17 protein-coding genes are annotated in these 21,103 nt (G+C 41.5%); 4 read left to right on the forward strand and 13 right to left on the reverse strand.

The window, feature by feature from the left end; translation table 11 throughout:
- Nucleotides 1-328 precede the first annotated feature (328 nt).
- Entirely contained in the window at nt 329-985 is a 657-nt protein-coding gene (locus tag AACU33_RS22440) for an L-threonylcarbamoyladenylate synthase (protein ID WP_096590741.1), read from the reverse strand.
- A 200-nt stretch (nt 986-1,185) separates the two neighbouring features.
- Between AACU33_RS22440 and larC the strand changes: the two genes are divergently transcribed.
- Nucleotides 1,186-2,457: a nickel pincer cofactor biosynthesis protein LarC gene (gene larC, locus AACU33_RS22445; RefSeq protein WP_096590742.1), complete on the forward strand. Its 1,272-nt coding sequence runs from the start codon at nt 1,186-1,188 to the stop codon at nt 2,455-2,457.
- An 81-nt stretch (nt 2,458-2,538) separates the two neighbouring features.
- Here larC and AACU33_RS22450 read toward each other — a convergent pair whose 3' ends face one another.
- On the reverse strand, nt 2,539-3,117 hold the full coding sequence (locus tag AACU33_RS22450; protein WP_096590743.1) for a DUF6658 family protein: 579 nt from the start codon (nt 3,115-3,117) through the stop codon (nt 2,539-2,541).
- 98 nt (nt 3,118-3,215) lie between these two features.
- Nucleotides 3,216-3,794: a DUF6658 family protein gene (locus AACU33_RS22455; protein WP_096590744.1), complete on the reverse strand. Its 579-nt coding sequence runs from the start codon at nt 3,792-3,794 to the stop codon at nt 3,216-3,218.
- A 593-nt stretch (nt 3,795-4,387) separates the two neighbouring features.
- Here AACU33_RS22455 and AACU33_RS22460 point away from each other — a divergent pair.
- Nucleotides 4,388-5,302 (forward strand): lysylphosphatidylglycerol synthase domain-containing protein, encoded by a 915-nt coding sequence (locus AACU33_RS22460; RefSeq protein ID WP_096590745.1) that lies wholly within the window; start codon nt 4,388-4,390, stop codon nt 5,300-5,302.
- A 13-nt stretch (nt 5,303-5,315) separates the two neighbouring features.
- Here the strand turns inward: AACU33_RS22460 and AACU33_RS22465 are convergent, their stop codons facing one another.
- On the reverse strand, nt 5,316-6,644 hold the full coding sequence (locus AACU33_RS22465; RefSeq protein WP_096595349.1) for a hypothetical protein: 1,329 nt from the start codon (nt 6,642-6,644) through the stop codon (nt 5,316-5,318).
- 469 nt (nt 6,645-7,113) lie between these two features.
- Nucleotides 7,114-7,764 carry a ribosome hibernation-promoting factor, HPF/YfiA family gene (hpf, locus tag AACU33_RS22470; protein ID WP_096590746.1) on the reverse strand — a complete coding sequence of 217 codons (651 nt, stop codon included), beginning with the start codon at nt 7,762-7,764 and terminating at the stop codon, nt 7,114-7,116.
- Between the two features lie 627 nt (nt 7,765-8,391).
- Between hpf and lipB the strand changes: the two genes are divergently transcribed.
- Entirely contained in the window at nt 8,392-9,066 is a 675-nt protein-coding gene (gene lipB, locus AACU33_RS22475) for a lipoyl(octanoyl) transferase LipB (protein WP_096590747.1), read from the forward strand.
- Here lipB and AACU33_RS22480 read toward each other — a convergent pair.
- From AACU33_RS22480 to AACU33_RS22495, 4 genes are read right to left on the reverse strand one after another with little or no spacing between them, the layout of a single operon-like run.
- Nucleotides 9,050-11,485, reverse strand: a complete 2,436-nt coding sequence (locus AACU33_RS22480; RefSeq protein ID WP_096590748.1) for an nSTAND1 domain-containing NTPase — start codon at nt 11,483-11,485, stop codon at nt 9,050-9,052. The genes lipB and AACU33_RS22480 overlap by 17 nt on opposite strands.
- 50 nt (nt 11,486-11,535) lie before the next feature.
- Nucleotides 11,536-11,925: a type II toxin-antitoxin system VapC family toxin gene (locus AACU33_RS22485; protein ID WP_096590749.1), complete on the reverse strand. Its 390-nt coding sequence runs from the start codon at nt 11,923-11,925 to the stop codon at nt 11,536-11,538.
- A complete protein-coding gene (locus AACU33_RS22490; RefSeq protein WP_096590750.1) occupies nt 11,922-12,143 on the reverse strand; it encodes a hypothetical protein in 222 nt (73 codons plus the stop codon). The genes AACU33_RS22485 and AACU33_RS22490 overlap by 4 nt, the downstream gene beginning before the upstream one ends.
- A 17-nt stretch (nt 12,144-12,160) precedes the next feature.
- Nucleotides 12,161-13,273 (reverse strand): ATP-binding protein, encoded by a 1,113-nt coding sequence (locus tag AACU33_RS22495; RefSeq protein WP_339376217.1) that lies wholly within the window; start codon nt 13,271-13,273, stop codon nt 12,161-12,163.
- Between the two features lie 57 nt (nt 13,274-13,330).
- Here AACU33_RS22495 and AACU33_RS22500 point away from each other — a divergent pair, with 57 nt between their 5' ends.
- Nucleotides 13,331-13,633, forward strand: coding sequence for a hypothetical protein (locus AACU33_RS22500; RefSeq protein WP_339376218.1), 303 nt, complete (start codon nt 13,331-13,333; stop codon nt 13,631-13,633).
- A gap of 39 nt (nt 13,634-13,672) precedes the next feature.
- Here AACU33_RS22500 and AACU33_RS22505 read toward each other — a convergent pair whose 3' ends face one another.
- The 4 genes from AACU33_RS22505 to AACU33_RS22520 form a co-directional block, all read right to left on the reverse strand.
- The gene (locus AACU33_RS22505) at nt 13,673-15,316 is read right to left on the reverse strand and encodes an acetolactate synthase large subunit (protein WP_096590752.1); all 1,644 of its coding nucleotides are present in this window, start codon (nt 15,314-15,316) and stop codon (nt 13,673-13,675) included.
- Nucleotides 15,317-15,440: 124 nt separating this feature from the next.
- A complete protein-coding gene (locus AACU33_RS22510) occupies nt 15,441-16,808 on the reverse strand; it encodes an NAD-dependent succinate-semialdehyde dehydrogenase (RefSeq protein WP_096590753.1) in 1,368 nt (455 codons plus the stop codon).
- Nucleotides 16,809-17,551: 743 nt separating this feature from the next.
- Nucleotides 17,552-19,672 (reverse strand): amylo-alpha-1,6-glucosidase, encoded by a 2,121-nt coding sequence (locus AACU33_RS22515; protein WP_096590754.1) that lies wholly within the window; start codon nt 19,670-19,672, stop codon nt 17,552-17,554.
- 176 nt (nt 19,673-19,848) lie between these two features.
- On the reverse strand, nt 19,849-20,661 hold the full coding sequence (locus AACU33_RS22520; protein ID WP_096590755.1) for an SDR family oxidoreductase: 813 nt from the start codon (nt 20,659-20,661) through the stop codon (nt 19,849-19,851).
- Nucleotides 20,662-21,103: the final 442 nt, after the last annotated feature.

Below are 21,103 nucleotides of genomic sequence, written 5' to 3' on the forward strand. Positions count from 1 at the left end.
GTCCATTCAGCACCTGAGTCTAGTCTTGCTTCCTAAATTTGGTATTTATTCATCAAGACTCGCTGTGAGCAGTGCTCACATATATGACTGTAAGAAATCTGAAAAAGTTACAGGCTAGCATTGTGTCGGTTTTTTCACAAGCAACCTCATCCAGGTGGCACAGAGGTCTTTACCATGTTCTAAAATTGACCCAAACTATTACTGTGCCGGGCTTTGTCGTCATCCGCTACTACTTGCTTTTGACCCCTGTAATTAGGACAATTGTTAAACTGGAGCTTCTTTACTTAGATTTTCCGAAATTGACGAATTAGCTTGTGAAGTACATTCCTTAAACCCATGCTGCGGCTGCTTCCCAACCTAAACCTCGTCGTGTAATCATTGGTCGATCTCCTGTCAAATCCAAAATTGTAGACACATCATATGTGGGTTCCTCGCCAGTGTCTACAATTACATCTACTAAGTTATCCAAACGGTCAAACAGTTCCACCTGAGACAAACTAGATTCTGGATTGGCTCCAATCTCATCGTCTACCTCATCTGGCGGCAGATGAGCCGAAGTAGAGATAATGGGATTACCTAGGGCTGTCAGCAATGCCAAACATACAGTATGATTTGGAACTCGAATGCCTGTAGTTTTGCGTTTGGGGTTTTGCGCTAGTCTTGGTACCAATTTAGTAGCAGGTAATAAAAATGTGTACGGGCCTGGAATCAGGCGCTTCATGATTCGATAAGCTGTATCACTGACAAAGGCATAAGTCGCGACATTTGATAGTGAAGGACATAAAAATGTCAGTGGCTTGTCATTCGCTAGCTGCTTAATTTGCCGTACTCGTTCCACCGCCGACTTGGCATTTAAATCACAACCAATTGCATAGACCGTATCAGTAGGGTAGAGCATTACTGCGCCGCTAGAGAGTGCCGATTTTATTTCCTCTATACGGCGGATTTGAGGATTATCAGGATGGACTGTGAAAATTTTTGCCATAAAAAATTTGGGAAGAAAAATTGAGGGTTGTGCATTATTAGAAAAATATAAAATTGAATACTAGATCGACTGGCAGTAAATACGACTATATTAAGGCTGCTAATTAGGAATAATCAGTTATTCAGGTGTCAATCGGCAGTGATTAGCTTGTGTACTGTGTACTGTTAACTAATTACTATGTACTGATGAGAAATTCATATATGACCAAAGTTGCTTATCTTCAATGTCCATCGGGGATTGCCGGTGATATGTGTTTGGGAGCGTTGGTAAGTTTGGGTGTTCCCTTGGAGTATTTAATTGAAAAACTCAACGCATTGGGCATTCATCAGGAGTATCAGTTAAGGGCAGAACTTGTCCAGCGTCACGGTCAGCAAGCGACTAAAGTCCATGTGGATTTAGCGCACGATCGCGACGAACACCACCACGAACACAGCCACCATCACGGACGCCACTTGCCAGAAATCGAGCGGATGATACTCCACGCAGGCTTACCCGCAAGGGCAGAAGCTTGGAGTTTAGCTGTATTTCGCCAACTAGCAGTCGCAGAAGGTGCTGTCCACGGCATAGCCCCAGAAAAGGTTCATTTTCATGAGGTGGGTGCTGTAGACGCAATTGTAGATATTGTCGGTACTTGTTTGGGGTTAGATTGGTTGGGTATTGATAGTAATGACGAAGGATGGCCCCTACTCTACTGTTCAGCGTTTCCCACAGGTGGGGGAACAGTCCGCGCTGCACACGGACAAATGGCAGTACCCGTACCCGCAGTTTTGAAGTTGTGGGAAATGCGGGGTTGTCCAGTTTACAGCAATGGTATTGAACGAGAATTAGTAACACCTACAGGAGCCGCGATCGCTACTACTCTAGCCAGAGATTTTGGTGCGCCACCACCAATAACCATCAAGCAAATAGGATTGGGAGCAGGTTCGATAAATTTGCCCATCCCCAATATACTACGGCTCTGGCTGGGTGAAAGCAGCAGTTTACAGTCAGATTTTACCAATTATGGCGATACCAGCCCAACTTTAGAAACTATATCCGTTCTAGAAACTCAAATTGATGACTTAAACCCGCAAGCAATTGGCTATGTATTTGATGCATTATTTGCGGCGGGTGCAGTAGATGTATTTACTCAACCTATAGGGATGAAAAAATCCCGTCCGGGGATATTACTAACTGTAATTTGTCATCCCGAGAATTTATCTAACTGTGAAACAGTTTTATTTCGGGAAACCACAACTTTAGGAATTCGCCGCACAACTCAGCAACGCGCCATATTAAAACGGGAAATTCAACAGGTAGAAACTGAATATGGTAAGGTGCGCGTTAAGGTAGCTTGGCATCTTAAAGATGCGATCGCTAACGTGCAGCCAGAATACGAAGATTGTGCAGAATTAGCACGCAAACACAATATTCCCTGGCGCGAAATTCAACGGCTAGCACTACACAATTGGTATTTACAAAGACCGAATTGATATCGCTTCACTACAAACATAAAAAATGGGGTGAGCATTTCGCTCACCCTTGGCTGTAACCGATGAGTAATTTAAATTAACTTATCTAAATGCGCCTTTGACGTTATCGGCTGCATCTTCACCCGCACGTTGAACATTTTTGCTCACACCTTCAGCAGCATTTTGGGTGTTGTCTTTGATGTTTTCAAGGCCGCGCTTGGTTCCCTTAGCAACGCCTTCGCCTACTTCAGCAGCAGAGCTACCGATATCTTCGCCCAAGTTCTTCACTCTTTGACCAAAGGGTGTACCTTGGCGATAATTTTCAACATATTGGCCTACGCTATCAACGCTCTTTTCGTCTACATTGCGTTTAGCATTGTCGCGAAGACCTTTAGCTTTAGCATCTGCTGCGCGTTGATCTCGCTCTGCTCTAGCATCAACATCATTAAAGTTATTCATCCCACCGCTTGGAGTGTTGAGATTGTAACTTTTTGTGGGATCGTATCTGTCAGTATAAGCTGATTCCGAACCAGGATTCGTTTGAGCGCTAGGTTGTGGTGGCTGTCCAGCTATGCTGGGATTATTACAAGCTTGTGTCAGCAATAGCAATACACTAGCTACAAAAGCTGTTAAAACTTTTGCGGGACGAATGGTTTTGAACCAAGCAATAACTCTTTTCATTTTGCTACTCCTTACGTCATTTTGTGGAATTTAAAATTTAACCAAGTTGGGTTTGGATGATGTTTACCCTGCTCTCATCCAGCCGTAAAACAACAGTTTTATCTGCCCACTGCTGGATTTTTTTGTAGTTCAGGTCTAGCACTTGCTTCATCTGCTTTATCTTTCAAAAAGCTAGAAGCATCTTTGACAGTTTCTTTGACAGTTTCAAGACGCTCTTGAATCCGAGTGCCTACACTTGGTTCGCGCTGAATTAAACCACCTGGTTCAGGTTGTTGGAAATTCTTTTCTGTAATTAGTGGTAATTCTGCTTCTTTTTGTAATCTACCTGCTGGTGTTTCTGCACCTGGGTACAGTATTTCGGAATCACGATTTCCTTCTACTGTAGCAATCAATAGTTGTGTACTTGGCTCTAGTAAACTAGCTCGATCGCCCTGATTCCTGCTGCTAGAGTTAGTAACTTTTGGATCGGTGGACATTCTATAATTGGTATATTTATCCCCACCGTTTTTATAAGGATTGTTTGCTCCACCAGCTTGTACCGCTGGATTTTGGGGATTTGCACCTTGAGCATTGGCCCCACTACAAGCAGTGCTAACTATCAAGAATAAACTGGCCAAAAATACAGTTAAAATCTGGCGCAGCCGCAGTTTTTTCAATAAGGCTGTCAAACGATTCACTCAGTCCTCCTTGCAACTATGAGCAAAGCAAACAAATTTTCTCTGAACATTATTGTTTGCTCAGTGGGATTCGCTCTTGCTTTTAGTCGCCTTAATCTTTGTTCAACAATTATTCAGAATATGAGTTTTAAAAAAGCTTTCCATCTAGCGCAGGCCACATTTGGCTTGTATATAATACACTGCTTTTATCTAACCCAAGAGAGATTATCTGCGTTAATTAGCTACTGTTACTGATTGCAGGTATTTAAGCTATTTTTGGTAATATATACTTTTTCTAATGAATTAAGGTCTGAATTTATATTTACTAATACAATTTTGTTAAAGAATATTAAATGTAGATGAAATTATAAATCTTATTAATTAATAGACTTTTGATAACTGACTATGTAAAATGTACAACGCTAAATATCTAATATTTTTTTTGATGATAAAATTTTAGGAATTGTAGTTGAAATCCTAAATTTTTGTCAAAAGCAATACATAAAATGATTTCAACTTACCAGTCTGTTTGATAAAAAATTTGTTGATATACCCGATTTACCATAAAATTTGAAAGATTCAGCCTGAGAATATTTAACCGTTAAATTACTGGGATGTGGAAAAAAATTTTACGTTGGATGATTTTAGGCGGAACGCTATTTTTTTTGGGGAAAGCCTTAAAGGATAACTGGTTAGAGGTAATCAATATCCATATTGATGCCATCGGATGGTCAATTTTGGCGATCGCCACTGGTGTAACTTTACTAGCACATACTTGGGCAGGCTGGATATGGACATGGGTGCTACGAGAGTTAAATCAACCTGTAGAATCTTTGCAGTTCATTCAAGTTTATCTAAAAACAAACATCGCCAAGTATTTACCAGGTAATATTTGGCACCATTACGGACGCATAGTTGCCGCTAAAAATGCTACAGGTTCTATAGGTGCAGCTACTTTAAGCGTATTGCTAGAACCTCTGTTAATGGCGGCAGCAGCTTTAATTATTATTGTGTTATTTAGCACTGAATTGGCGGTAGCTAATATTAATATACTGTGGCAAATTTTACAATTTTTCTGTTTAGTTGGGATACTTTGTGCGCTTCATCCCTGGTTTTTAAATCCAGTTATTCAATTGGTACAGAGATTGAAAGCAAAAAAACAGCAGCAGGATACCAACTCAATCATTAATCTGAAAATAGAACGCTATCCCTTACGCCCGTTGTTAGGAGAGTTAGGCTTTTTGGGACTACGGGGAATGGGATTTATTTTAACAGTGTTTGCTTTCGGGCCTTTAAACGCGAGCCAAATTCCCCTGTTGCTAGGTGCTTTTAGTTTCGCTTGGCTGTTAGGGTTTGTGATTCCTGGCGCGCCTGGGGGGTTAGGTGTGTTTGAAGCAACCGCGATCGCGCTTTTGCAACATCACTTTCCCGCAGCCTTGGTTATTAGTGCGATCGCCTTATATCGTCTGATTAGCATTATCGCTGAAACTGCTGGTGCTGCCCTAGCTTGGCTTGATGAACGTTTGTAAATCAAAGCCAGTCTTATGTTTGTGCATCTACTTTTAATTGGGAAAATACACGGTAATCATCTAGATTCTCAGAGTTACAAAGGTCGTCCTCTTTCATCTTAATCAAGTTGTATTCTACGTTCTCAGCATAAATTGCAAATGTAATATTAAAAAATTCTAGAAAATTAATAAACCAACTACATTCATCTTCGGGATAGCTTTCGTAATAATTAATTAAATCGGCAATCCGAATTTCTAAATGGCTGCGGGCATTTCTACAAATTAAAATAATTTTTAGCAATATAATTACTAGCGTCAGTGGATTGCCTCCTGACAGCAATAAAATAAATAATGGTGAAGGTTCCTTACCAGGTTCTATTGTCAAACAATCTATGACTTTAGTACAGGTTCTAAGAATTAAATTATTGTTGATAATATCTTCATTAGTTTCTTGTTTCCAAGGCTCTAGCTTGTCTGATAAATACTGCATTACAGTACTTACTAATTCTTTGTTCTTTTCTGTAAAAAACAAATATTTTTGAATACTTTTTTTAAAATCTCTTAATGTTTGTTTTTTTGTTTGCTTGAGAAATATATTGGCAAGGTTTTCATAACTAAAAACACCCTTTTTAACTACGATCATTTTGATAATGCGTAAAACATTATCTCCCAAAACACTAGGATTTTTATAGCGACTTGTACTAGAGGCAGCAGACTGAGAACGAGCAATATACATTGCTAGCTCAAACTTATATTTGTCTTTCATCTGTTTGGATAGCTTTCTGGCTACTTCTTGCTGCTCTCTCGGTCTTTTACTATCATAAGATTGAGCTACTAATAAATAAGAAGTGTAGCGATTAGCCCAATTATTTTTTTCTTCTTGTTTAAGTGCTTGTTTTTTATATTTAGCAGCTAAAACTTTAAGTTCTTTATAGTCTTTACTATTAACAAAATTTTTTAGCCAACTTGGGAAAATTTTAGTTTGAGGATCGATTGTATTGCGCGGTGGTTTATAGGTGTCAAATAATTTAATAAATTCTTGGATATGCTTATATTTTCTTTGTGCTTCCCAATTATTAACTATTATGTAAAAACAACGTTTCAGCGTATAATAAAAATCTTGCTCGCTTTCCAGAAACGAAATGTTATAGATTCCTGTAGCTTTACCTAAATTAACGGAGTCTAGAAAATCTATAAATAAACGTTTAAACTCGCTTAAGAGGTCTTCAGCAGGCCATTTCTGGACAATATCTACCAGAAAGCTATAAAGCTTTTCCTGAGGAATTTGGAGATTGATCTGTTTAGGCTTAGATTTAACAATATCTTGATGTTCCTGACTACTTTGTAAACTATTGGTTGCCATGCCAGTTTCAAAACCCACAAGCTTGCTGATTCTATTGTTATCAGCTTAACCTTGGCGAACCAGAGCATCAATCTGTTATTCAAAAATTAAGTAATTTTTTTGGCTAAATTTGTTTAGAAATAGTAAAATTACCGAAAAATTACGTAAGCTTTATTTTAAGGATTAATACCGATTGTCTTCAAGGACGGGAAAACCCCGTCGCTACAGAGCTATCTGTTACAATCTTTTTTCAAATTGGAATAACATCAATAAAAAAATTCATCTGTAACCCTTGTGCCAGGGGAAAATCAATTGTCCCGTTTCCAGGGTTGTTGTCAACACTTACCCTTGTTAGGGGGATAGACAAGGGAAACTTATCCCTTGTCTACGTTGTGTTGCTTGTCCTCTTATCTTCCGTACTCTCAGCTTTTTTCCTAGTTACTACTATCTAGTCCAGCAAAGCTGTTTCTTGCAGTAGTCCTCAATTGCTTCATTTAGGTGAATAGGGTTTTTCCGCAGTAACGAAATTAGCACTTGCTGTCTTACCATTTTTGCCGTTGGTATGGCCATTGTTATGGCGGGGTTGAATCACCCCATAACCGCCGTGATTGCGTTCGTAAATTACATTAATTTCACCTGTTTCCGAATTTAGGAACATATAAAAGTCATGTCCTACCAGTTGCAGCTGTTCTAAAGCTTCTGCAACAGTCATGGGTGGCATGGAGAAATATTTAGTCCGAACGACTTCATTGGGTAGTTCGGGAGTGCGATCGCCAATTAAATCTGTTACTACTGGTTGTGGTACTACTACCTCGTTAGTTGGTTGAGCCTGAGTTTTCTTATCTTGACGTCTTTCTTTGTATTTGCGCAATTGACGGGCAATTTTATCTGCTACCAAGTCAATGCTGGCATATAGGTTTTCGCTGCTTTCCTCGGCACGGATGACGCTACCATTGGCATAGATAGTGACTTCAGCCGCCTGTTTAGGATTAATTCGGGGATTGCGAGCTACGCTAAGGTGCACATCCACTTCATTGGTGATGTTCTGAAAGTGACTAACTGCCTTTTCGATTTTTTGATGCACGTAATCCCGAATCGCATCGGTGATTTCAATATTTTTGCCGTGGATGACAAGCTTCATGTAAACTCTCCCGCTCAATATTTATTTTGATGTGAATTGGTTTTGTATGAAACGGAATTGCGGTAAGGTCTATCACTGCCGCCAAAACTTTATTTGAAGCATTTGGATGTATTACCGATACGCCTATATCATTGTTGTATCTTGAACTTTCAATCGCGCGTTCCCTTAATAAATTTCTCTATGTCTGCACTGGTAGCCAACTGGTTGCCAGACATTTGGCTACCTATGAGAGATACCTAAATTAAGTCAGCCTGAGCAGCAGACCCCTGACTTGCCCTTGCTATCGGTGCAATCTTGACATAACTATAAGTAGTTCTTTTTTGTTCCAGGGGTTGTTCGCTTCGCATAGAGAAGAGTGGTGTTTTCGATGCAAACAATTTACTTTAGACGTCATCAGCCTTTACATTTCTTCCTGTTGTTTTGGCGTGATGCTTATTGCAGAGAATTCCTCCTAAAACCATTCAGGTTATATATTCAAACTAGCACTTTGTATTTTCTAAAGCGGGTTCCGTTGATGTTCCTTTAAAATCCTTTGCATAGCTTGACATTTTTTGACTCATACCTGGTGACTCGAAATATAGTTTATCCCTAGAACAGTTGATTTTTAGAGGAATCCGTAGTAGGCAAATGCATTTATATCGCTGTTTGTTATATAACCGAAGGCTATTACCTTACTTAGAGGCATTGGCATGGCAGAGATCGCTGATGCGCGATCGCATTCACAACCCGCATCTAGATGATGTGTTAATCCTCTTGGAGCATCCCCCTGTTTACACCTTGGGACAAGGAGCGAATGTAGAATTTCTCAAATTTGACCTTGACAAAAGTAACTTTGATGTCCACAGAGTCGAACGCGGCGGTGAAGTCACTTACCATTGTCCTGGTCAATTGGTGGGGTATCCAATTTTAAATCTGCAACGCTATCAGAAAGATTTACATTGGTACTTGCGGCAACTGGAAGAAGTTTTAATTCGGGTATTGGCAGTTTACGGATTGCAAGGCGAACGCATACCCTCATTAACTGGTGTTTGGGTGGAAGGACGGAAAGTTGCAGCGATTGGAATTAAAGTTAGCCGTTGGATTACGATGCACGGCTTTGCCTTAAATGTCTGTCCGGAGATGGCAGGTTTTACAAAGATTGTTCCCTGCGGTATTGCGGATAAACCTGTAGCGAGTTTAGCCGAATGGATTCCGGAGATTACCTGCCAAGAGGTACGCTTTCATGTGGCACAGTCTTTTGCCGAAGTCTTTGGCGTGGAATTGGTCGAGTCAGTGCATGAAGACTTTACTGTTCCAGAGTAAACCAACGGCGAATCAACTCTACCTGAAAGCGATCGCCCTCACCAACTTCTTCAATTAATTCCCGTTGCAATAACAACTTGCGGGTGGTATCAGCATGGGGAAACTGTTGCGATAGAGTTTGATGATTAGCGATCGCACCTTCCCCTTGAGCAGCGATAAAGCGTAAAATCGCCCTACCATTATCATCTACTTGATTATTTTGGATATCAGCAAAGAAGAAACCGCCACTTTTGAAAGCTTCGGGAATTGCTGCTTCTACATCGGCTAGAGTTGCTAACCTGCGAATTGAGGGATCTTGCTCATTTTTGAGGGCGATAATTTCCGCACAGAGTAGCTGTATTAAGAATGGGTGACAACGGGTGAGTTGTAATACTCGCTCAACTGCGTCAGGTTCATAGCGCAGAGTAAAATCTTTGACGGGGCGTTCAATGAGTTGTCGCGCTTCTGCTTCTTTGAGGTATGAGATATGCACTACCTGCACATTTATGAGATAACTAGCCCAGCGTTGATATTCTGCGATCGTATGAGAACCTGCTAACAAAACCTTAAAGCGAGGACGATGTTGGATCAGGTGACGCAGCATTCCTAGAACATCTTGCTCATCAAAGCGTCCTTTGGTAATGGCGCTGTCTAGTACCTCGAACTCATCTAGCATCAGCAAGGCAGTATTTTGTTCGAGTGTTTGTTCTACTTTATCTAGCCATTCATCAAAGCTGGTAAAGGGGTCAGAGGTTAGGGCTTCGCGGGTTAGGGGTGGTAAAGTAACAGCTTGCTTTTTTGCTGATTTCACCATTTCTCTAGCAAGGTTGTAGAGAAAACCTGCATGGTCGCTAGCTGATGAGGATGCGCCTTGCAAGTCTACAAACATGGGGATGATGGTATTAGGTAGCAACTTTCCTAAGTTGTTGAGCAGAGAAGTTTTGCCCATGCGACGCTGACCGTAAAGTAGCAAAGGTGGGCGACGGCGGTCTAAGAGTAATTGCTCAATTCGCGTACCGATATCATTCCGACCGATGAAAATTTCTTGTTCCTGTGTGAGGGGTACGCCAATGATGTAAGGCGAGTCAATTTCTTGGCGGAGTTCCGTAGCTTTTGCCAATTCCTCTGTATAGTTGGCTATGATTTCACGCCAACTTTTGGCGATAGGACGGAAACGAATTGTATATTTGTCGCTACTGCGAGTGAATTCTTGCAAGTGTGTGTCTAAGCGGTCGGTAACAGATCTGAGGGCTAGACGTTGGTTGTAAGTACTGGCTTGATTTAGTGCAGCAGCCAAATCATTGCTGATGCGACTGAAAATGTTTAGTAGAGTTTGAACCGGGCTTTCTAATTCGTCATTTCCTAGACGGCGATGAGCGTGGCAAATAGCTTCCACATCTGCATAGCGTTCTAAACTACGCGCATCCAGTTCAATTTGGGCAGATTGAACTGCCCAGCGTTGGGGACTGGTACTCAAGTATTCCAGAGCGGCTTGTCCTTCAACTGGGTTATGTTCGATGACAAAAAGCAAATATTTATCCAAGCCAAACAGAGGGAAACGCTCCCACTCATCCCAGAAAGCAGAATGATAGCGAAATAAACAAGGGCTTTTACCATTACGTCTTTTGTCTAATCTATAAAGTAGATAATTGATAGCCAGAAATGGAAAGTAAAAGAAGGGAGGTCGCGATAAGTACATACTTAGCAATACACCCAACACTGTACCAAGCACCATACCAAACGCCACGTCTAGCGCCACGCCTAGCGCCACACCTCCCTTTGTGCTTCGCGTAACGGTAAACTCCACACCTGTCACCACAACAGCCACATTGAACTCCACACCTCTCACCAAAAAAGCCACGGTAAACGCCACGGTAATCGCCACGGTAAACGCCACGGTAAACCCCACACCTCTTGCCACACCAAACGCCAAGGTCAATGCCACACTTATCGCCACAATGAACGCCATGCTTATCGCCAAAATGAACCCTGTGCCGAACACCACAGTAAATGTCACACTGAACACCAAATTGAATGGTACGACTACCATCCCGCCTCTTGCCACACCGAACGCCACAGTAAATGCTACACTGAACGCTACGCCTACCGACATGCTTACCGCCATGAGAAAAGCTATAGTTGCGATTGGTTTACCTAATGCCCACAGCACCAAACTCAGCGGTAAGTTAGCTAGGATAGGTAAAATAAAGTACCCCTGGATAAAAAATCGGCAAAATGCGAGATTCTGCCATTTCCCTTGTCTGATAAAGGTAATCAGAGAGGTATCAGTGTTTAAATCGGGGTCAATGCGTTTGAGGTGATTACGCCAAGCTGCGGGACGGAAGAATAGCCAGAACAGCAGTTGCAGGCTACCTAGTATCAAGTTAGGGTGCTGTTGCGGCGCATCGGTGTAGGCGTTGTGGAGTATGTTGTTAGGCATTTAAGTTGCCTTGTCGCTGTTGATGATGAGATGAGAAACTTTGTTGATATTTATTTAAGAGTTTGCACCCCAGAATATGCCAGAATTTTTGCGTCAGCAGTTAGTAACGGACAGTCGTAAATTCTGGCAGTGGCTACAATAAGTTGGTCAAATGGATCTTTGTGAAAACCTGTGAGTTTGGTTGATTCAACAATAATTGGAATTGTTAGTTCGAGTAGCTGTACTCCTGGATAAGCTAAAGCTGCTGTTAACCACTCATCAATTGGATCGGGTATAGTTAGCTTGCCAATCTCTACCAATTTGGCAACTTCCCAACATGACATGATGCTGATTCCTAACCCTTGGGATTCATATTGTTGCAGCCAGTTCTGATATTTTTTAGTCAGTCTTGCATCACCTTGAACCCACCAAACCCATATATGAGTATCTAATACAATCATTGCAAGACTTCCCAATCTTCCAAAGGCACAGCAGGTTCAAAAGGATCATCATAATGGTACGGTTGTTTGCCACGCAAAGGGTAAGGATTGGCTTTTTGGGGATGAGTTTGGCTTTCTAGAATGATAATTTCAACGGATTCCCCAGCCTGAAATGGTAAGTCTTTGATAACCAAAGTTCCGTCTTCAGTTAATGTTGTTTCAATTCGATGTGCTTTCATAGTTACTCTGTTAGTTCTTAATCTAATAAATGAGCAAAAGGTTTCATCTGTCGTAACCCTTCCTCGTGCCAATTCTCATCCTCTCCTTCTTCTAAAGTAAATAATCTTTCACGACACAGAATTTGTAATAAAATTGGCAAAAACTGACTTTGATTTAAAATCCACTCTACATCAGTATCATCAAAAGGAATGGGTGAACTAGCTATTAATTCCCGTGCTTCTTGTTGAGTTAATGCTTCTAAATGTGCGATGTAGCCGAAAATATTAAAGAAAGGCGAACTGTGTCCTGTATTGTGCGCCAGTTCAATTGGCGATTCGGGGGTAGCCAAGATAAATGCTAGATTTCCGCCTGTGTGATTAGTCGCTAAGGAACGCAAGCTTTCCCAAAATCCGTCATCTAATTCTGGACAGCGTTGCAATCCCACGCCAATTTCATCTAACAAGATAACTGTGGGTTTATGCAAGTTGTCGCTGACTACATCCATGAAATAATCTAAGTTACAAGGTGTCGGTACTTGTATATTCAAAGATTCTAGGATGTACTTGAGCAATCCATCTCGATTCTGCATTCGTGCGTCTTGCAAGTCTATGAAAATCCACTGATAATTTTCTGGCTGTGGTAGCCAATCAGATTTTTGATTCGGACGCAGCTGTTGTCTTGGGGTGGTGGTGATGTTTTTCAGGTAATGCAACAGAGATGTTTTACCACTGCGCTTTTTACCGATAATGGCAGCGTTTTGCAGGGGATGGCGCTTGAGTAAGTTAAATAGGCGTTTTAGTTCTTTCTCTCGTCCAAAAAAGTAACGGGGTTGGGTAATGGGTGAACCTGTGATGAAGGGTGAGGCTTCCTCGTTGTTTGGTTGCGGTTGATGCGGTTGAATATTTGATGGGAGAGAAAGTTGAACTTGATTTGCGGTTATTTGTGCTTCAATTTGATTGAGTTGATTTTCTAACTTCGACAACTCTGTTTCTTCTTGTTGAAGCTGCTGTTCTAGTTGAAATTTATTTGTGCTACCAGCCTCAATGGCTAAGTCATTGCGTAGCTTTGCGATTTTAGCGTCGCGAAGATCCCACTCATTTTGCAGCCTTTCTCGTTTTTTTTCTAATCGAGATTGTTTTTCTTTGCTCAAGGGTTAGCGGTGGTGGATTTTTCGATTAGCGTGCGATCGCTTTTCATTATAATCCCAGTGTCTCGCTACTTCGTTAATGAGGATAAAAAGCTCATTAATGAGCATCCGAACCTCATTAATGAGGATAAAAAGCTCGTTAATGAGTCTCAGAACCTCATTAATGAGGATAAAAAGCTCGTTAATGAGTCTCAGAACCTCGTTAATGAGGAAAATAAGCTCATTAATGAGTATCAGAACCTCGTTAATGAGGAAAATAAGCTCGTTAATGAGCATCCGAACCTCATTAATGAGGATAAAAAGCTCGTTCACGGAGTTCTGAGACTCGTGAACGAGGATCGGGACTGTATTGATGAGATTTAAGGACTCGTAATTAACTACTTACTAATCACTCTCAACTTTTCACAGCGCACAACTTAATTCACCGGCTTTTTGGGTAAAGCGGCGATTCTCACGATAGTCTACAGGACAATCGATGACCGCCGGGACATCTTGAGCCAAGGCTTCTTTGAGTACGGGAATTAAATCGGTAGCAGCTTCAACTCTGTAACCTTTTAAACCCATGCTTTCGGCTAATTTGACAAAATCGGGATTACCAAAGCGGACAAAAGCTGACTGTCCAGGCCCAAAATGATTTTCTTGCTTCCACTCAATCAACCCATAGCCACCATCATTAAATATTAAGGTGACAAAGGGAGTACCAACACGCAATGCTGTTTCTAATTCCTGGCAATTCATCATAAAGCCACCATCGCCAGTTACAGCTACGATTTTGCGGTTTGGATATACGAGTTTTGCAGCTAAAGCACCAGGAATCGCAATACCCATTGCGGCAAAGCCGTTGGAAATAATGCAAGTATTCGGGCTATGACAATGATAATGGCGAGCCATCCACATTTTATGTGCGCCGACATCAGAGATGACAATATCATCTGGCCCCATCACTTGTCGCAAGTCATAAATTAGTTTTTGCGGTTTGATGGGGAAACCATCATCATAAGCGTGTTCTTCGTAATCTGCACGAATATTTCCGCGTAAGCTAATAGCGTAGGGATTGGGTTTACCTTGTCTGTCTGCTAACTTTAAGATTTCAATCAAAGAATCAGAAATATCGCCAATTACTTCTGCATAGGGAATATAACTGCTATCAATTTCCGCTGGACTAAGACCAATATGAATAACGGGAATTTTGCCGTCGGGATTCCATTTTTTCGGTGAGAATTCGATTAAATCGTAGCCAATAGCAATTACTAAATCTGTGTTATCAAAACCGCAGGTAATAAAATCTCGTTGTTGCAATCCTACTGACCACAAGGCTAGGTGATGAGTATAGGGAATAACGCCTTTGCCCATAAAAGTATTGGCAACTGGAATATTCATCTGAGTGGCGAATTGGGTGACTGCATCACTAGCTTGGGCACGAATCGCTCCATTTCCTACGAGAATTAATGGATTTACTGCTTGCGAAATTGCGGCTGCGGCTGCGCGAATACTAGCAAAAGATGCATAAGTTTTTTCAATTTTATCCTTATGCAAGGGTTTACCTTCGACAGGCATAGCTGCAATATTTTCTGGTAAATCGATATGCACTGCACCGGGTTTTTCCGATTGCGATCGCTTAAAGGCTTTGCGCACAACTTCTGGTGTAATACTAGGGCGAACAATCTGCTTATTCCACTTAGTTACAGGTGCAAACATTGCCACCAAATCTAAATATTGGTGGGATTCAATGTGCATTCTATCTGTGCCTACTTGCCCAGTAATTGCTACTAATGGCGCACCGTCGAGGTTAGCATCAGCTACCCCAGTCATCAAATTTGTTGCTCCAGGGCCAAGGGTAGAAAGACAAACTCCGGCTTTTCCCGTTAGGCGGCCATATACATCCGCCATGAAGGCTGCACCCTGTTCGTGACGAGTAGTAATAAATGTAATCGAAGAATTTTTTAATGCTTCTAAAACGTGAAGATTTTCTTCACCAGGCAGTCCAAAAACGTATTCTACACCTTCATTTTCTAAACACTGTACTAATAATTCTGCTGTATTCATTTGTTGATTTCCTCTATTTTGTCATTTGTCATTTGTCCTTTGTCATTGGTCATTTGTCATTTGTCATTGGTTTTTTGACTTTTGACTCTTGACTTTTGACTCTTGACCAATGACTCTTGACTAATTACTTAACCCACACAGTTTTAACATTGACAAACTCATGTATCCCCTGGATACTCAACTCTCTGCCATACCCGGAACGCTTGATACCGCCAAAGGGTAAGCGGGGGTCGGATTTGACCATACCGTTGATAAATACCGAACCTGCTTCGATTTCTTCAACTAAGCGATCGCGTTCTTGGTCGTCGGTTGTCCAAGCGCTTGCACCTAAGCCAAAGGGTACGGAATTAGCTAGTTTAATCGCTGCATCAATATCTGGGACGCGGAATACTAAAGCCACTGGCCCAAAAAATTCTTCTTGGGCGATCGCGCTATCTTGGGGGATATCTGTCACGATCGTCGGTGCATAGTAATTGCCAGGTCGATCGGATATAGGATGTCCGCCCGTGAGGATTTTACCGCCGCTTTTAGTAGCAGCTTGTACTTGTTGGTCTAAATCCTGGAGAATCCCAGGAGTTGCCAACGGGCCTAGGTCGGTGTCTGGTTGCATCGGATCGCCAACTTTTAAGGCCAGGAATTTATCTAACAACAGTTTTTCAAATTTATCCGCGATCGCTTCTGCAACAATAAAACGTTTCGCTGCTATACAAGATTGCCCGTTATTTAACATTCGTGCTGTAGTAGCTGTGACAACTGCTGCTGTTAAATCAGCACTCTCTAACACGATGAATGGGTCGCTTCCTCCCAATTCCAAAACAGTTTTTTTAATTTGTTTTCCCGCAGCCACAGCTAAAGATATACCTGCGGGTTCGCTTCCGGTTAAGGTAGCAGCTTTAATGCGATCGTCAGCCATTAAATCGGCAACTTTCGCAGCACCGATTAACAGAGTTTGAAACACGCCAACAGGAAAACCCGCACGTTGAAAAATATCCTCAATTGCTAAGGCGCATTGGGGCACATTAGAAGCGTGTTTGAGTAAGCCAACATTGCCCGCCATTAGTGCTGGTGCAGCAAAGCGGAACACTTGCCAAAAGGGGAAATTCCACGGCATGACTGCGAGAATCACACCTAATGGCTGGTAGCGAACAAAACTCTTGCTCGCATCGGTTTCTACAGCAACATCAGCTAAGAAACTAGCAGCGTGTTCGGCGTAGTAGCGACAGACAAGGGCGCATTTTTCGGCTTCTGCGATCGCAGCTTTCAACGGCTTGCCCATTTCTAGAGTCATCACTTTAGCAAATTCTGCTTTCTCTTGCTCTAAAATCTCGGCAGCTTTTTGCAGCCATTGCGATCGTTCGGCAAAACTAGTCTTGCGGTAATGCTCAAAAGCCTGGCCTGCTAAATCCAGTTTAGCGGCGATTTCTGTATCATTCAGCGACTCAAAGGTTTTGAGCGTCTCCCCAGTGGCGGGATTAATGGTGGCGATAGCCATTACCTAACCTCCCGTTTAAAATAGCTTGAGGCAGCTTCTTAGTGTTACACATATAATTTGTGGAAGCTACCACCCAAATTGTAGACTTTGGATTAGAAATTGGGGGCTGAATATTACGATTTCAAAATAAAAATAGAAATAAACTATACAATATAGCCTGTGATTTTACTTATTAGTTTCTATTTTTTCAGTAGTAATTATCAATAACGTATAGTAGTACACCACCACATCTACTTGATGACTCAGCATTCATAAATCAGTCCTAAAAATTCCGATCCCTATGTGAAAATAGAATGCCACAGATGGTTAGGAAGCATGGTAAATGAGGTATGCGGTTAGGGGCACGGCAGTGCCGTGCCCTTACAATTGTTTAGCTATTTTGCTAACAAAATAGACATAGGAATTGAGCTAACCATACATAGTGATTAAAATGGTTAATAATAAATATTATTAATCTGATTTTGCTAGGTATTGAGTATGAATAAAAACTACAACATAGTGTGATTTTTCTATTTCTAAAAAAGATAGAAATAACTTATTGTTTCTTTGATGTCGAAAACAGGCTAGCCCCTGCATAAAAGCCTGTGCCATCGACCCAATTTTGCACTCCGTTAGTAGTTGTGACAATCCAACCAGGAAAATTATAGCCTTGGGCAACTAATTGAAAAAAGCGGATTCCTATAATTCATAATTCGTAATTCATAGTTAAAAAAATCAGGTTTAATCTTGGCAAATTTATCTAGCTATTCATAAACTTGTAATTCGCCATCAATATGGGTAACTTTCCAGTGAGTTTGTTCCTCCTCTCGCCAAAAACGCAATGATACATTAGCGTCTCCTACGCTCAGATTTTTTAGTTCCAAATCTGGCAAGCACTTTGGTAGATTGGGCTGTACCTTTAACTTTCGTTGTGGTGCATCGGCTTCGAGTCCTAAGATACTGCGAATGAGTAAGAAAATTGAACCTGCTGCCCAAGCTTGGGGGATATTGGCATCTGGATAGGGGACTGGAAAGTTATTATCTTGGCGTTCAATTCCCGCAAATAATTCTGGCATTCGCCCAGCCTGAAAATAACTAGCAGCTGCAAAAATTCCTTCAGCAATGCGGTTAGCTTGTTTGTGATAGCCGTATCGCTTCAAGCCAGCGGCAATGATAGAGTTATCGTGCGGCCAAACACTTCCCTGTTGATAACTAATGGGGTTATAAGCTGGATTTTTTGCAGAAAGTGTCCGCACGCCCCAACCGCACCACATATCTGCTTGGAAAAGTCGCTCCACAAGTTTTTGCGATCGCTCTTGGGGTACAATACCAGACCATAGCAGATGACCGGGATTAGAAGCGATAGACTTAATTTGTTGCTTGTTGTTATCTAAGCCAAGACAGTAAAAGCCTTCCTCTTCCATCCAAAAGCGATTGTTAAAGCGTTGATAAAGTGCTTCTGCTTTTTGACGTAGCTTTTTCGCTGTTTCTTGTTCTCCCCAGACTTCATAAATTAAAGCCGCTTTTAACCAAGCATCGTAAACGTAACCTTGTACCTCACACAAAGCAATTGGTGGCTCAACTAAATTGCCATTTGGGTAAACCATTGAGTCACCGGAATCTTTCCAGCCTTGATTGCGTAATCCTTGACTAGAACGAGTTAAATACTCAACAAACCCGTCATCATCAAAATCGCCATATTTATCAATCCAACTTAGCGCTTTTTCTAAAGGCGATCTACACTCATTCAGCATCGCCAAATCGGCGTTCCAATTATAAGTCTCAGCCAAGGTAACAATCCAGAGAATCGTCGTATCTACCGTCCCGTAATAGGGACTGTATGGGAGTTGATTGAGTTTAGTTAATTCATCACGCCGCAATTCATGCAGCATCTTGCCAGGTTGAGCATCGTACCAGTCATCTAACTGTGTTGCTTGTAACTGAGCTAACCTTAACAGCGTTCCACGGGCAAATTCGTGGTAAACAGCCATCGTTTGTAAGCTAGTAATTACAGAATCGCGTCCAAAGACAGCCATAAACCAAGGAATACCCGCGGCTGGCATCCAAAATTGCTGTCCATTATCTTCTACCTGAATTCGTAACGCCCCCAAATCGACAAGCGCTTGCTGATAAAATCCTTTAATCTCAGCATTAGACGATCGCAATTTTGTCGCCTTAATCAGAAATTCATCGCTTACCTTTCCGGCTTCTGTAGTATGAGACACAGCACAAGTTTGTTGAGGTTTGAGGACATCCCCATTGGCTAAAGCTGTGAAATCAATACAGGTGTGCCATGTTTCACCAGGAGCAATAACAACATTAAACATCAAACGTCCGTTGGCATAGCTGACTTGGGACGTAGCACACACTGGCTCAGTCACGATACCTCGGACAAAAGATTTGTTACGGTACCTAGTAGTCAGTACGCCATCTTTCCAGATTGTTTCAGTATTACCTCTGGTTAAAATGTTCTTGGCCTTCACCTCAAAAATATCCGCAAAGTCAGAACGAATTGCCAACATCAACTGAAACTCAACTGTTTCTGGATGATAGTTGGTAATGTCGATATCTTCGTGCATCCCGCCTACAATGTCGCGCCGGATGGAGATAAACAAACTACCAGAAGGTAAATTACCGTTGATAGTAGGAAGTGGCGGATTGGTAAATTGATAAAGCGCACTATGATGATTGATATTGCTAGAAGCTAGCAGCAAAAGTCGGTAGCGATTCAGAGAAATTTCGTAGTAAGAAATTAAACGGGTGTCGCGAACAAAAAAACCTTGCGCTTGATTATCATCGATGGAACCATCACTAGCTGTCACCAGAAATGAGGAACCATCGTTAATTGTGATTAAACCAGGGTTGACAGTAACTTGTGTAGGCATAGGGCATAAGGCATGGGGCATTGGGCAAGTAGTGAGCAGAGGGGGAAGAGAGGCAGAGAGGGGCACAGGGAGATTCTTTCTGTAATTTTCCTCCTCTGTACACGCCAGGTGCTACAACGCGGGGAACCCGCGCAACGCACTGGCTCCCCTGCTTCCTCTGCTTCCTTGTCTCCCTTTTAGCCATTCTCTGTAAAACCTGGATATAAGGTCATGCCTCCATCGACAAACAGAGTTGTACCGTTGACGTAATCAGAATCATCAGAAGCCAGCCACACTGCTGCTTTGGCGATGTCTTCTACTTCACCTACTCGTTTTGCTGGAATCAATTGGAGTAAGTTCGCCTCGGCTTGTGGTGTATCCCACGCTGATTTATTGATGGGAGTTTTAATTGCACCAGGGGCAATGCTATTCACGCGGATTTTATGAGGGGCAAGTTCTTGGGCAATACTTTGCATCATCATATTTATACCGCCTTTACTGGCAGCATAATTAACATGACCAGCCCAAGGAATTACTTGATGTACTGAACTGATACAAATAATTTTGCCTGCTGCACACGAGATCTGAGGTTGCACGCCTCGGCGCAAAAACTCTTTTGCGGCTTCTCTAGCACACAAGAATTGCCCTGTGAGATTCACCCCAATCACTTTATTCCATTGTTCCAGGCTCATATCTACAAAAGCTGAGTCTTGTTGCAGACCCGCATTGTTCACTAATATGTCAATAGTCCCAAATTGCTGGAGTGTTTGGTTAAACATCTCCTTTACTTGGTCTTCTTTACTAACATCAGCTTTAATGGCAACAGCTTCACCGTTGGCAGCCCTAATATCATCGACAATTTTTTGTGCTGCTTCCGCTTCAGAATGATAGTTAATAACTACTGCCGCACCACATGAAGCTAAATTGCGAGCTATAGCTTCACCAATGCCAGAACTAGCACCAGTTACGAGGGCTTTTTGACCTTTGAGTAGATAAGGAGAATAGCTCATAATGTTTCTTGCAAATTTAGAGCTTTATTATTGCTAATGCCAAAAGAAGAATTACGCTTTTTATTATTTTTATCTTGTTAATTCTTCATAGATTTAAGAATTTAACATTGACGTATATTCTCCAAGCAAAAACCATCAAAATTGTGCTAAAAGTTACCTGGTATCTATCTAATCTTTGAGACAAATTGCTTTGATTCTGGCATTACTTTAGAGGTTTAAAGTAGCGATCGCCTCCAACCATTGGATGAATAAATACTTCTATCTCTAGGTCTAGAAAAATTTCATTTAATTTTCATAATTATATGAAATCTTTAAAAGATGAAGGTAGCAACACTTGTTGCCCAAATAAAAATAGATTTACTCATATATGTATGGATTTTTTTATAAAAATATAATAAACAACAAAAATTATTAACTTAATTTCGCTGATAAATCACTCTTA

Origin of the sequence: Calothrix sp. NIES-2098 (assembly GCF_963875125.1) — a bacterium.
Lineage (GTDB): Bacteria > Cyanobacteriota > Cyanobacteriia > Cyanobacteriales > Nostocaceae > Aulosira.

Coding starts and splice junctions, on each gene's coding strand:
- AACU33_RS22440 (WP_096590741.1), bottom strand. CDS start 985: ATGGCAAAAATTTTCACAGTCCATCCTGATAATCCTCAAATCCGCCGT.
- larC (WP_096590742.1), top strand. CDS start 1,186: ATGACCAAAGTTGCTTATCTTCAATGTCCATCGGGGATTGCCGGTGAT.
- AACU33_RS22450 (WP_096590743.1), bottom strand. CDS start 3,117: ATGAAAAGAGTTATTGCTTGGTTCAAAACCATTCGTCCCGCAAAAGTT.
- AACU33_RS22460 (WP_096590745.1), top strand. CDS start 4,388: ATGTGGAAAAAAATTTTACGTTGGATGATTTTAGGCGGAACGCTATTT.
- AACU33_RS22465 (WP_096595349.1), bottom strand. CDS start 6,644: ATGGCAACCAATAGTTTACAAAGTAGTCAGGAACATCAAGATATTGTT.
- hpf (WP_096590746.1), bottom strand. CDS start 7,764: ATGAAGCTTGTCATCCACGGCAAAAATATTGAAATCACCGATGCGATT.
- lipB (WP_096590747.1), top strand. CDS start 8,392: ATGCATTTATATCGCTGTTTGTTATATAACCGAAGGCTATTACCTTAC.
- AACU33_RS22480 (WP_096590748.1), bottom strand. CDS start 11,485: ATGCCTAACAACATACTCCACAACGCCTACACCGATGCGCCGCAACAG.
- AACU33_RS22485 (WP_096590749.1), bottom strand. CDS start 11,925: ATGATTGTATTAGATACTCATATATGGGTTTGGTGGGTTCAAGGTGAT.
- AACU33_RS22490 (WP_096590750.1), bottom strand. CDS start 12,143: ATGAAAGCACATCGAATTGAAACAACATTAACTGAAGACGGAACTTTG.
- AACU33_RS22505 (WP_096590752.1), bottom strand. CDS start 15,316: ATGAATACAGCAGAATTATTAGTACAGTGTTTAGAAAATGAAGGTGTA.
- AACU33_RS22510 (WP_096590753.1), bottom strand. CDS start 16,808: ATGGCTATCGCCACCATTAATCCCGCCACTGGGGAGACGCTCAAAACC.
- AACU33_RS22515 (WP_096590754.1), bottom strand. CDS start 19,672: ATGCCTACACAAGTTACTGTCAACCCTGGTTTAATCACAATTAACGAT.
- AACU33_RS22520 (WP_096590755.1), bottom strand. CDS start 20,661: ATGAGCTATTCTCCTTATCTACTCAAAGGTCAAAAAGCCCTCGTAACT.